This is a genomic window from Nonomuraea sp. NPDC049655, from assembly GCF_044465465.1.
Classification (GTDB): Bacteria; Actinomycetota; Actinomycetes; order Streptosporangiales; family Streptosporangiaceae; genus Nonomuraea.
In genome coordinates this window covers 104,049-115,672 of record NZ_JBITLS010000015.1, presented here as the reverse complement: position 1 = coordinate 115,672, position 11,624 = coordinate 104,049, and the positions used below count along the sequence as shown (strand labels likewise).

Annotated in this window: 10 protein-coding genes; 7 read left to right on the top strand and 3 right to left on the bottom strand. The window is 73.3% G+C overall.

Going from position 1 to position 11,624, the window contains the following annotated elements; all coding sequences use genetic code 11:
• Positions 1-49: 49 nt before the first annotated feature.
• Positions 50-1,027 (top strand): UDP-N-acetylglucosamine 4,6-dehydratase (inverting), encoded by a 978-nt coding sequence (gene pseB / locus ACIBQ6_RS39630; RefSeq protein WP_397218313.1) that lies wholly within the window; start codon positions 50-52, stop codon positions 1,025-1,027.
• Positions 1,027-2,154 carry a DegT/DnrJ/EryC1/StrS family aminotransferase gene (locus ACIBQ6_RS39625; RefSeq protein ID WP_397218311.1) on the top strand — a complete coding sequence of 376 codons (1,128 nt, stop codon included), beginning with the start codon at positions 1,027-1,029 and terminating at the stop codon, positions 2,152-2,154. The genes pseB and ACIBQ6_RS39625 overlap by 1 nt, the downstream gene beginning before the upstream one ends.
• 9 nt (positions 2,155-2,163) lie before the next feature.
• On the opposite strand, the gene ACIBQ6_RS39620 is transcribed toward ACIBQ6_RS39625, so the two are convergent.
• The 3 genes from ACIBQ6_RS39620 to ACIBQ6_RS39610 are packed head-to-tail and all read right to left on the bottom strand — an operon-like array spanning position 2,164 to position 6,643.
• Positions 2,164-4,044 carry a glycosyltransferase gene (locus ACIBQ6_RS39620; protein ID WP_397218309.1) on the bottom strand — a complete coding sequence of 627 codons (1,881 nt, stop codon included), beginning with the start codon at positions 4,042-4,044 and terminating at the stop codon, positions 2,164-2,166.
• A 29-nt stretch (positions 4,045-4,073) separates the two neighbouring features.
• Complete coding sequence (locus ACIBQ6_RS39615; protein WP_397218307.1) at positions 4,074-5,711, bottom strand: hypothetical protein; 1,638 nt, start codon at positions 5,709-5,711, stop codon at positions 4,074-4,076.
• On the bottom strand, positions 5,708-6,643 hold the full coding sequence (locus ACIBQ6_RS39610; RefSeq protein ID WP_358282238.1) for a hypothetical protein: 936 nt from the start codon (positions 6,641-6,643) through the stop codon (positions 5,708-5,710). Before ACIBQ6_RS39610 ends, ACIBQ6_RS39615 begins: the two co-directional genes overlap by 4 nt.
• A 162-nt stretch (positions 6,644-6,805) precedes the next feature.
• Here ACIBQ6_RS39610 and ACIBQ6_RS39605 point away from each other — a divergent pair, with 162 nt between their 5' ends.
• The 5 genes from ACIBQ6_RS39605 to ACIBQ6_RS39585 are packed head-to-tail and all read left to right on the top strand — an operon-like array spanning position 6,806 to position 11,399.
• Complete coding sequence (locus ACIBQ6_RS39605) at positions 6,806-7,054, top strand: acyl carrier protein (RefSeq protein ID WP_352362763.1); 249 nt, start codon at positions 6,806-6,808, stop codon at positions 7,052-7,054.
• A complete protein-coding gene (locus tag ACIBQ6_RS39600) occupies positions 7,029-7,787 on the top strand; it encodes an SDR family NAD(P)-dependent oxidoreductase (protein ID WP_397218304.1) in 759 nt (252 codons plus the stop codon). Before ACIBQ6_RS39605 ends, ACIBQ6_RS39600 begins: the two co-directional genes overlap by 26 nt.
• A complete protein-coding gene (locus ACIBQ6_RS39595) occupies positions 7,787-9,106 on the top strand; it encodes an AMP-binding protein (RefSeq protein WP_397218301.1) in 1,320 nt (439 codons plus the stop codon). The genes ACIBQ6_RS39600 and ACIBQ6_RS39595 overlap by 1 nt, the downstream gene beginning before the upstream one ends.
• Positions 9,103-10,131 carry an acyl-protein synthetase gene (locus ACIBQ6_RS39590; RefSeq protein WP_397218300.1) on the top strand — a complete coding sequence of 343 codons (1,029 nt, stop codon included), beginning with the start codon at positions 9,103-9,105 and terminating at the stop codon, positions 10,129-10,131. Before ACIBQ6_RS39595 ends, ACIBQ6_RS39590 begins: the two co-directional genes overlap by 4 nt.
• A complete protein-coding gene (locus ACIBQ6_RS39585) occupies positions 10,131-11,399 on the top strand; it encodes an acyl-CoA reductase (protein WP_358282232.1) in 1,269 nt (422 codons plus the stop codon). Before ACIBQ6_RS39590 ends, ACIBQ6_RS39585 begins: the two co-directional genes overlap by 1 nt.
• The last annotated feature ends 225 nt before the right edge of the window (positions 11,400-11,624 follow it).

The window sequence follows — 11,624 nt, the reverse complement described above, 5'->3', positions numbered from 1 at the left end:
GGCCTGCTCCAACGACCACAGTTCGTCAGCGCGATTTTCAGGGGGCCGCGTGAGCATTCTCAGTGGATCGTCCATTCTGATCACCGGAGGCACGGGGTCGTTCGGGAAGGCGTTCATCCGCCACGCGCTCGACTCGCTCGGGGTGCGCCGCCTGGTGGTCTTCTCCCGCGACGAGCTCAAGCAGTACGAGCTCAAGCAGCTCTTCCGCGACGACGACCGCCTGCGCTGGTTCATCGGCGACGTCCGCGACCGCGACCGCCTCACCCGCGCCATGCACGGCGTCGACCACGTCGTCCACGCCGCCGCGCTCAAGCAGGTCGACACCGCCGAGTACAACCCGTTCGAGTACGTCCGCACCAACGTCGCCGGGTCCCAGAACGTGGTCGAGGCGGCCATCGACTGCGGCGTGCGCAAGGTCGTCGCCCTGTCCACCGACAAGGCGTCCAGCCCGATCAACCTCTACGGCGCCACCAAGCTGGTCGCCGACAAGCTGTTCGTCTCGGCCAACCACTACGCCGCCGCCCACGAGACCCGCTTCGCCGTCGTCCGCTACGGCAACGTCGTGGGCAGCAGGGGCTCGGTGGTGCCGTTCTTCCTGCGGCTGGCCGAGCAGGGCGGCAGCCTGCCGATCACCGACAAGCGCATGACCCGGTTCTGGATCACCCTCGACCAGGCCGTGCGGTTCGTGGTCGACTCCTTCGACCTCATGCAGGGCGGCGAGCTCTACGTGCCGCGCATCCCCAGCATGCGCATCACCGACCTGGCCGAGGCGCTGGCCCCCGACAGCCCGGTCTACGAGATCGGCGTCAGGCCGGGCGAGAAGCTGCACGAGGAGATGATCGGCCCCGACGACGGCCGCCGCACCCTCCGCCTGGCCGACCGCTACGTCGTCCAGCCCACGATCGCGACCTGGGGCTATCAGGCGCCGCAGACCGGCGAGCTGCTGCCCGAGGGCTTCTCCTACCGTTCCGACACCAACGACCGGTGGTTGTCCGTGCGCGACCTGCGTGACATGGTGGCCGGCTGATGCTGCCCTACGGACGGCAGTCCATCATCGAGTCCGACATCGAGGCGGTGGCTGAGGTGCTGCGCGGCGACTGGCTGACCACGGGCCCCGCGGTCCGGCTGTTCGAGGACGAGCTGGCCCGCTGGACCGGCGGCGTGCCCTGCGTGTCGGTCACGTCCGGCACGGCCGCGCTGCACGTCACGTACGTGGCGGCCGGCGTCGGCCAGGGCGACGAGGTGATCACCTCGCCGCTCACGTTCGTCGCCACGGCGGCCACGGCCGTGCTGCGCGGCGCGCGGGTGGCCTTCGCCGACGTCCAGCCCGACACCGGCAACATCGACCCCGACTCGGTCGCCGCGCTGGTCACCCACCGCACGAAGGCCGTCACCGGCGTCGACTACGCGGGCCATCCCGCCGACTACGACGAGCTGCGCACGGTCGCCGAGCGGGCCGGCGCGGTGCTGGTGGCCGACGCGGCCCACTCGATCGGCGCGTCCTACAAGGACCGGCCGGTGGGGTCGGTGGCCGACCTGACGACGTTCTCGTTCTTCCCCACCAAGACCGTCACGACCGCCGAGGGCGGCGCGGTGGCGGTGGCCGACCCCGGCCGCCTCGAACGGGCCGCCCGGTTCCGCGACCACGGCCTGGTCCGCGACCCGGCCGGGCAGCGCGACCCCGGCCACGGCGGCTGGCACCAGGAGGTGCACGAGTTCGGCCTCAACTACCGGCTGCCCGACGTGCTCTGCGCGCTGGGCGTCAGCCAGCTGCGCCGCCTCGAACGGTTCCGCGCCCGCCGCGCCGAGCTGGTCGCCCGGTACGACACGCTGCTGCGCGACGTGCCCGGCCTCACGCTGCCCGGCCGGCGGGCCTACGTCACGCCGAGCTGGCACCTCTATCCCGTCCGGGTGCGCGACGGCCGCCGCCGGGAGGTCTACGACCGCATGCGGGCCGCGGGCATCGGCGTGCAGGTCAACTACATCCCGGCGTACTGGCACCCGGTGTTCGAGGACCTCGGCTACCGGCGTGGGCTGTGCCCGCGCGCGGAGGCGTACTACGCCGAGGAGCTGTCGCTGCCGCTGTTCGCCGACCTGACCGACGGCGAGCAGGACCTCGTCGTCGAAACCCTCACCTCGATCCTCACCGGATGAGCCCGGCCCTCAGCGTTCGGCCAGCAGCAGGCAGCCGTCCTCGCTGCGGTCGATGAGGAAGCGCCGGTCGTCCACGGTGGCGACCTGGCGCCCGGCCCGCCGCACGAGCGGGCGGATGGGCCGGCCCTGGTCGATGACCACCTCCCACCACGACTCGCGGCCGACGCTCTCGTCGATGCCGGCCAGCGGCACCCGCGCCGAGAAGTCCTGGCCGGCCAGCGCGACGGGGAAGTACATCTCCTCGCCGTCGCTCTTGCGCCGCAGCCGCACCACCGGCTCGCCGTCGCCGAGGTCGTTGATCCGGCCCGAGAACACCAGGTCGCCGTCGTCCACGCGGCACTCGCCGATGAGCGCCTGGGCGTTGCGCAGCCGCAGCCCCCACCCGCCCTTGGAACCGCGCGCCGGCACCAGCCACACGCCCGACCTGCGGCGCGGCGCGGGCACCTGCGGCGGCAGCCAGCGCGGCCCGGCCACCCTGGCGTCGAGCCTCAGCCCGTGGCCCCTGAGCTGCACGCGCAGGTCCCAGTGGCCGCGACGAGCGAGCTGGACGGGCGTGAACACCGCGGGATCGACCGCGAACGCGAACGGGAAGGCGTGCTCGGGCGCCTCGACGCCCTCCTCCAGCTCGACGGTCTCCCAGACCGGGGCGCTCACCTCGTCCGACAGGCGGATGATCTCGCCGGTCGCGCGCTCGGCCAGCCAGGCGCGCAGGCGCACCCGGCGCAGCGCGCCGGCGTCGAAGCGGCCCAGCGCGGCCCGGCCCGCGCCGGTCAGCACGCCGTCGCGCCACTCCAGCGACACCAGGCGGGCGGTGAGGGCCAGCTCCCCGGAGACCTCCGACAGGTGCGCCGGGATCGCCGGGTGGCGGCCGTACCAGCGCCTGCGCAGCAGGCCCGCCGGTCTGACGCGGGGTTGCAGCCGGCCCTCGCGGGCCTGCTCGTGCACCCCGGCCAGCTCCTGCAGCCGCCGCCGGTGCAGCAGGTGCACCTGGATCCGGTGCTCGAACGGGACGCTCAGCCAGGACTCGCGGGACACGCCGTCGAGGTAGCGGACCATCAGGTCGAGCAGCTCGGGCCGCATCCCCGTCGTGGCGGCCGCCTCGACCGCCACCGTCATGTCGATGTCGAGCGTGTCGCGGTCGAAGTCGGGCTTGAGCCCCGGCGCGTCGCGGGCCAGCAGGTCGGCGGTCTGCAGCACCGACAACATCCGGTCGCGCAGGTTGCCCGGCTCCAGGCGGCGCTGGGTGATCGAGGAGCCGGGCTCGTCACGCTGCCGCCAGTGGTAGACGACCTTGGACAGCACGTCCACCGAGCGGGCGCCCACGTGGGCGGCCATGGCGACGGGCTGGTCCTCGTACATGCGCTCGGGGAAGCTCAGGCCCAGCCGGTCCCAGAAGGACCGGCGGTAGACCTTGTTCCACAACATGCGGTCGCGGATCAGCAGCGGGTGGCGGGTGATGTGGGTACGCCGCATCGGCGTCGCGAACGCCTCCCGATGGGCCCAGGAGGGGATGAGCAGGTTGCGGTAGAGCCGCATGACGTTCCCGCAGGCCAGGTCGGAGCCCGTGGACTCCAGCGAGGACACCAGCCGCTTGAACGCCTCCCGCGGCACGGTGTCGTCGCCGTCGACGAAGGCCAGGTAGCGGCCGGTGGCCTGGGTCAGGCCGACGTTGCGGGCCTTTCCGACGCCCTGGTTGGGCTGCCTGATGAGACGGATCCGGGGATCGGCCGCCTGCCTGGACTCGACCTCGGCGCACCCGTCGTCGCGGCTGCCGTCGTCGACGCAGATGACCTCCAGGTCGGACATCGTCTGGCCGGAGATGGAGTCCAGGCAGGGGCCGATGTACTTCTCGACGTTGTGGAACGGGACGATCACCGAAAGAACCGGCACATGCACTCCTCAGCGTTGTCGTCGGCTCGTCAGCCGGACAGCAGTCGGAAGACCCGGCGGGCGACCTTGCGCGGGCGGGCCAGACGGCGGGAGAGGCGGTACCCGAGCGTGCGCCGGTAGGCGGCGGTCTTGCGCTGGGTCCTTCTCAGCTTGGACCTGGCCCGCACCAGCTCGCGCTCGCGGTAGGAGAGCTTGGTCTCCAGCCGGGAGATCCTGGCCAGGGCGGCGGTGAGCTGGTCGGCCAGGCGGTCGCGGGCGCCGAGCAGGTCACGGTAGGTGGGCGGGTCGGCGTGCTCGGCCGGGTGGCCCAGCTCGGCGTCGAACTTGCGGGCCAGGTCGAGGTCGCCCTGGTCGCAGGGACGTCCGGCCATGCCGCAGAGGGTCAGCGTGAGCTGGTCGGCCTCCAGCGGCCACGGCCACGGGTGGTGGTGGCCCGCCGCGAGCAGCCGTACGGCGAACCGCCACAGGACCCTGCACAGCACCACGCGCGGCTCGGGCGGCACGGCCGGCGCGGCGGTCTGGACGATGGCGGCGAACCGCTCGCCGTCGTGCACCAGGCCGTCGGCGGTCACGCACGGGCCGCCGTCGGTCTCCAGCCAGTCGGCCAGCGCCGACAGCAGCTCGCGCACGGCCCTGGTGTCCTCGCGGGCGCACGCCTCGACCAGGATCTCCTCGACCACCCGGCCGGCCGGGACCGGACGCTCGGCGCCGTCGGGCAACCGCCGCATGCCGCCCCTGGTCAGCTCGTGGACGACGGCCCCCTCCTCGATCAGGCCGAGCGGCAGCTCGACCGCGCCCTCCGCCTCCTCCGCGCCTGGCGTGTGCGGGGGCGACGGCGGCCGGGTGGCCACGGCGAGCCACAGCGGGGCCAGCTCCTCCCCCAGCCGGTGGCGGAACACCAGCCGGGTCAGCCGCAGCGGGTCGGCCACCAGCATGCGGTCGCCGCCCTTGGCGCTCAGCGGGAACGTGATCGCCTCCGGCAGGTCGAAGGCGAGCGCCTCGCGCGCCAGCAACGCCCGGGGGGCCTGCCGCCCCGGATAGGCCGCGTAACAGCGCTCGACGCTCAGCCCCGCCCCCTCAAGGGCGCCGTCGAGCGCGCCAGGCCCGCTCGGATGGCTCGGGTCGAACCCGTGCGGGGCCCACTGGTCGTCGCCGCCCTCCCGGTCGGCGGGCCTGGCCTCGATGAACCGGTCTACGCCCAGGTCGTTGCGCACGCCCAGCACCAGCCGCCCGCCGGGCGCGACGAGGGCCGACAGCGCGTGCAGCGACTCGATCCACGCCGCCGCCGGCGCCTCGGCCGAGTGCGTGCGCAGCAGCCCGTCGAGCGCCAGCACCAGCTCGTACGGCTCGTCCGCGTCGAACAGGTCGAGCCGCCCGCAGTGGACGGCGAGCCGCGGGTGGCGTTCGCCGAGTGCGCAGGCGTCGGGGTAGGAGCGCAGCAGCACGGCCGTCTCGCCGGCCCGGTCCACCACGTCGTCGACCAGCACCTGCGGGTGCGGCCCGACCAGCAGCACCCGGCCGGTCGCCGGGATCACGCGGCTGACCAGCTCCAGGGCCGCGCCGCGCCAGTCGGTGACGCCGGCCACGTTGGACAGGTCCGACCACAGCAGCATCTCGCCGCCGATCAGGCGCACGTTCGCGGGCGCCTCGCTCACGCGCTCGCTCATGACGTCACCCCGTGGAGCGCGCCCGGCCGCCCGGAGGCGGTCGCCCTCACCCAGGGCCCGGGACGTCCGGCTCCCGCCGCGCCTCCTCCTGGCGGCGCTCCCCCGGGCACCCGCTTCCATCCGAACATTCGCCGTAGCTCCTCCGGTGTCGCCTGATGTTCGAATCCCAGCTCCTGCCGCGCCACCTCGGCGGCCAGCTCGGGATCGACGTGCGTGCCGTGCAGCTCGGGCCAGAGCCGCATGCGGCGCGCCGTGCCGCCGTACTCGGGGCGCTCGTCCTCGTACTGCATCGGATCTCCGTAGACGGCGACCTCGCAGCCGACGGAGGCGCCGTAGAACAGCGCGCTGCCGAGCCGGTTGGAGGCCACCCTGCGGTGGCGCCGCAACTGGATCAGCTGCCGGCGCAGGAAGTCGCGCCCCTTGCTCTCCCACCGGGAGCCGCGCTCGCCATGACAGATGACCTTGAATCCCCTCGATTCGTACGCCCGCCGAATGTCCGGATTCGCATATTCCAGCCAGTAAAGACAGACAGTTACCGGTTCGGTCTCGACATTTCGGATTTCGTCGGCGAGGAGGGCATGATCCCCGGTCACGGACGACTTCTCCCAGCCATGAAAGGGATACCAGATCGTACCCTTGCGTTCGGAGACCACGCCGAGCTCAGGCTCCAGGTGAAGCAGGTAGATCCAGGGCGCGCCGATGAGGTAGTGGCCGCGTCTGCCCATCGACCAGCCCCGGCGACGAAGCACGTCAGACCAGATGAAACGGGGATATCCAGGGCTGCACCAATGGTCGTTCGGGGGAAATCCGTGGAGATAGTTCCATCCGTGTTGAAGGAAGCCCTGAATTCGCTTCGGCGTCTCGTCCGGCAGCTCGCAGTACCTGCCCAGAATGCGCGAGTGCCCGTACCAGTGATTGGATTCGTCCATCATTCCCCCTGTAGCGGTTGGCGCGCCCCTTGGGACATTCCCAGCCCCGAACGACGGCCACGCGCCGTTATACGCTTCCATTACTCACGTCGGGGGTTTGGTTTCTCCTGCCACCGCAATCCCCGCTACACTGCGTCGTGGCTTGAGGACAGAGAGTGAGACATCATGAGTCATCTCGACCGCCTGCGGGCCGTCTTCCGCACGGCGCTCAACCTGCCGGCCGACGCACACGTCGACGGTCTCGAATACCGCGGCATCCCCCAGTGGGACTCCCTGGCCCACATGGCGTTGATCGCGGCGATGGAGGACGAGTTCTCCATCATGATCGACACTGACGACATGATCGACATGAGCTCGTTCGCCAAGGCGGGCGAGCTGCTGGAGAAGCATGGAATCGGCGCAGCCGCGGTCTGAGGCCCGCGTCGCCCTGGTCACGGGGTCGACGAGGGGCATCGGCCGGGCCATCGCCACCACCCTGGCCGCCACCGGCCACACCGTCGTGCTGCACGGCCGCGACGCCGAGCGCGCCGAGAAGGCCGCCGCCGAGGTGGCCGCGGCGACCGGCGGCCGCACGTGGTCCGTCCACGGCGACGTCGCCGACCGGGCCACGGTCGCCGGCCACATGCGCGAGATCGGCCGGCGCCACGAGCGGCTCGACGCCCTGGTGGTCAACGCCGGCGTCTACGCCTCCGGCCCGCTGGCCATGACCCGCGCCGAGACCCTCGACGAGCTCTACCGCACCAACGCCCTGGCCCCGGCCCACACGCTGCAACTGGCGTTCCGGCTGCTGCTGCGCGGGCAGGGGCCCGCCGTCGTGCTGGTCTCCTCGCTCATGGGCCGGGCGGGCGGCGCCAACCAGGCGGCCTACTCCGCGACCAAGGCGTCCGTCATCGGCCTCACCCTGGCCGCCGCCAGGGAGATGGGCCCGGCGGGCATCAGGGTCAACGCCGTGGCCCCCGGCTACGTCGAGACCGACATGCTGAAGACGCTGCGGCCCGACGACCGCGAGACGGCGATCTCGGCGACCCCCCTGCGGCGCATCGGCCGGCCCGACGACGTCGCCCAGGCGGTGGCGTTCCTGCTCTCGCCCGCCGCGTCGTACATCACCGGCCAGGTGCTCGGGGTCGACGGCGGGCTGGTGCCGTGATGTTCCCATCCCGGCAGGCCGGGCTCGTCGTCGCCGGCGAGCAGGAGGGGCTGGCCGGCGACGAGCTGGCCCGGCGCGTCGCCCGCGTGGCCGAAGCCCTGTCCCGGCTGCGGCCGGGGCCGCTGTTCTGCGGCATGCGCAACAACCTGGCGTCCGTGCTGCGCTATCTCGCCGCCTGGCAGACCGGCAGGCCGATCGCGCTGCTCGACCCCGACCTGTCGGCCGCGGCCCTGGCCGACCTGGTGGGCCGGTTCCGGCCCGCGGCGCTGGTGGGGTTCACCCACGCGCCCGACGGGCCGCCGGGCGCCCGCGGCCAGGCCCCCGACCCGCATCCCGACCTGGCCGTGCTCCTGGCCACCTCGGGCTCGACGGGCAACCCCAAGCTGGTGCGGCTGTCCCGGGAGGCGGTCGCGGCCAACGCCGCCGCCATCGCCTCGGCGCTGTCGATCATGCCCGGCGAGATCGCGCCCACCAGCCTGCCGCTGCACTACAGCTACGGCCTGTCGGTGCTCAACAGCCACCTGCACGCGGGGGCGACGGTCGTCCTGACCGAGGCCGGGCTGCTCGAACGGTCCTTCTGGACACACCTCGACGAGCACAAGTGCACCTCGCTGGCGGCCGTCCCCTACCAGTACGAGATGCTGCGCAGGCTCCGCTTCGACCGCGCCGAGCATCCCACGATCCGCACGCTCACCCAGGCCGGCGGCCGGCTCAGCCCCGAGCTGGTGTCCCTGTTCGCCGCCCAGGCCGACCGCTTCTTCGTCATGTACGGGCAGACGGAGGCCACGGCCCGCATCGCCGTCCTGCCGCCCGACCGGCTCGCCGACAAGCCGGGCTCGGCCGGGCAGGCCGTCCCCGGCGGGCGGCTGACGATCGACGGCGGCGAGGTCGTCTACCAGGGGCCCAACGTGATGATGGGCTACGCCGAGACCGCCGCCGACCTGGCCAGGCCCGACGACCTGGGCGGGGTGCTGCGCACCGGCGACCTCGGCCGCCTCGACGACGAGGGCTTCCTCTACGTCACCGGCCGGCTCAGGCGCATCGCCAAGATCTTCGGCGTACGGGTCAACCTCGACGACGTCGAGCAACTGCTGCGCGACACCGTGCCGGTCGCGGCGACCAGCGGCGACGACCGGGTCACGGTGTGGGCCGAAGGGCTCGACGCCGCCGGGTGCCGCAACCTGGCCCGCCGGCTGGGCGCCGAGCTGCGGCTCCACTGGAGCGGCTTCGACGTGCGCGCCGTCGAACGGCTGCCGCTGCTGCCCACCGGCAAGATCGACTACCGGACGCTGGAGTCGGCCGCGGAGGCCGGGCGGTGAGCGTGTTCACGCTCGACGCGGCCGCGCGGGAGGAGGTGCTGGCCGGGGAGCTGGCGGCGCTGACCGAGCGGCACCGGCGGGCGTGCCCGCCCTACCGGCGGATCCTCGACGCGATCGGCGCCCATCCGCCCTACGAGCGGGTGGCCGACCTGCCGTGGCTGCCGGTGCGGCTGTTCAAGACCCACGAGCTGCGCAGCGTCCCGTCCGAGGCGGTGTTCCGGGTCCTGACCTCCAGCGGCACCACCGGGCAGCGGCCGAGCCGGGTCTACCTCGACCGGGAGGCGGCCGCCGCGCAGCCGCGCATGCTGGCCGCGACCCTGCGGGCGGTGCTGGGCGAGCGGCGGCTGCCGATGCTGATCGTCGACGGCCGCTCGGTCGTCCGCGGCCCGGCCCTGAGCGCCCGGGGGGCCGGGGTGCTCGGGATGATGAACTTCGGCAGAGACCACACCTTCGTCCTCGACGAGCAGGGCGAGGTCGACGCGGCGGCCGTCGAGGCGTTCCTGGCCCGCCACGGCGGCGAGCCGTTCCTGGTCTTCGGGTTCACGTTCATGGTCTGGCTCTACCTGCTCAGCCTGGGGGCCGACCTGTCCCAGGGCGTGCTGATCCATTCGGGCGGCTGGAAGCGGCTGGCCGAGCAGGCGGTCGACAACGACGCCTTCCGCCGGCGGCTGGCGTCCGAGTGCGGGCTGACCAGGGTCCACAACTTCTACGGCATGGTCGAGCAGATCGGCACGGTCTTCCTGGAGGGCCCCGACGGCGACGGGCTCTACTGCCCCGACTTCGCCGACGTCGTCATCCGCGACCCCGGCACCTGGCGGGAGGTCCCGCCCGGCGAGCCGGGGCTGATCGAGGTGGTCAGCACCCTGCCCACCTCCTATCCCGGCCACGCGCTGCTGACCGAAGACCTCGGCATGGTGCACGGCGTCGACGACGGCCACTGGCCGGGCAAGCGGTTCACCGTGCTGGGCAGGTTGCCGCGGGCCGAGGCGCGCGGCTGCAGCGACACGTTCGGGCAGGGCGGCTGATGACCGATCGATCGATCACCACCCGGATCCCGCGAGTGGGCGACGCGGGCGGGGTCGAGGTGCGTTTTCCGCCCGGCGGCTCGCCCGTCCCGGTCGAGGAGCTGGTCGCGCAGGTGCGGCGGGGGGCGCCCCTTGAGGTGGGCGACGAGCGGATGCGCGCGTTCCTGGCGGCGTTCGGCAAGCGGCTGCTGCGGCCCGCGCTGGCCCGCCGCCATCCCGAGCTGGGCTCGCTGGGGTTCTTCCTGCGGCCCAGCGAGCTGGCCCGCACCCTCGAAGAGCTGCGCACCCCGCACGTACGCGTGCCGCGCGGCCTGGTCTTCCACCTCCCGCCGGCCAACGTCGACACGGTCTTCGTCTACTCCTGGGCCCTGTCGGCCCTGATGGGCAACCGCAACGTGGTCCGCCTGTCGCCGCGGGCGGGGGCGGTCGCCGCGGTCGTCCTCGACACGCTCCGGGAGGCGCTGGCCGACGCCGATCCGGTGGTGACGGCCACGCAGCGCATCGTCTCCTACGACCGGCGTGCCGAGGCGGTCACCGCCGCCCTGTCGGCGGCCTGCGACCTGCGGGTGATCTGGGGCGGCGACGACACCGTACGCGAGGTGCGCCGCCACCCGCTCGCGCCGCACGCCCGCGACCTGACCTTCCCCGACCGCTCGTCGTTCGCGGTGGTGAACGCGGCGGCCTGGCTGTGCGCGCCGCGCGCGGCCAGGGTGGCGGCGGCCGAGGGGTTCGTCAACGACAGCTACTGGTTCGACCAGGCCGCCTGCTCCTCCCCCCGCACCGTGTTCTGGGTGGGGGCCGACGACGACTGCGAGGCGGCGCGGGCCGACTTCACCGAGCAGGTGTCGCGGGTGCTGGCCGGCCGCGGCTGGGACGTCGACGCGGCGATGGCGGTGGAGAAGCGGGTCTCGGTCTACGGGCTGGCCGCCGACGGGCTGGTCGATCTGATCGAGTTCCGGGGCAACGCGCTGGCCAACGTGACGCTGGCGGCGGCGGCCGCCATGCCGCGGCGGTGGCTGGGCGCGGGCACGTTCGCGCACGCGCGGGTGCGGACCCTGGCGGAGCTGATCCCGATGGTCGAGCGCAAGGACCAGACGTTGACCCACTTCGGCTTCTCGCTGGGCGAGCTGGAGGAGCTGGCCCGGGAGCTCGCCGGGCGCGGGGTCGATCGCATGGTGCCGGTGGGCAGCGCGTTGAGCTTCCACCGGGTGTGGGACGGCGTCGACCTGCCGGGCGAGTTCACGCGACTGGTGACCGTGGTCAGATGAGCCCTCATCGGACGAACCGGCCGCGCTCGGGGCCGGAGCACCGATGACGACCGTTCCACCGCAGGCCATCGCGCCGCCGGGCGGTGATCCCCCCGTGGCGACCGGCCCGTCATCCGGGGCGGGCGGCCCCCGGCGCCTGGCGCTCTCCTTCGTGGTGGTCGCGCCGATGCGGGCTGGACACGACCCGCGATCCCTGGCCGGGGCTCGGGGGCATGAGGGGGTGGC

Excerpts from the sequence above, each read along its gene's own strand:
- ACIBQ6_RS39610 (WP_358282238.1), bottom strand. The coding sequence starts at position 6,643 with ATGATGGACGAATCCAATCACTGGTACGGGCACTCGCGCATTCTGGGC.
- ACIBQ6_RS39585 (WP_358282232.1), top strand. The coding sequence starts at position 10,131 with ATGACCGATCGATCGATCACCACCCGGATCCCGCGAGTGGGCGACGCG.
- ACIBQ6_RS39595 (WP_397218301.1), top strand. The coding sequence starts at position 7,787 with ATGTTCCCATCCCGGCAGGCCGGGCTCGTCGTCGCCGGCGAGCAGGAG.
- ACIBQ6_RS39625 (WP_397218311.1), top strand. The coding sequence starts at position 1,027 with ATGCTGCCCTACGGACGGCAGTCCATCATCGAGTCCGACATCGAGGCG.
- ACIBQ6_RS39605 (WP_352362763.1), top strand. The coding sequence starts at position 6,806 with ATGAGTCATCTCGACCGCCTGCGGGCCGTCTTCCGCACGGCGCTCAAC.
- ACIBQ6_RS39615 (WP_397218307.1), bottom strand. The coding sequence starts at position 5,711 with ATGAGCGAGCGCGTGAGCGAGGCGCCCGCGAACGTGCGCCTGATCGGC.
- ACIBQ6_RS39600 (WP_397218304.1), top strand. The coding sequence starts at position 7,029 with ATGGAATCGGCGCAGCCGCGGTCTGAGGCCCGCGTCGCCCTGGTCACG.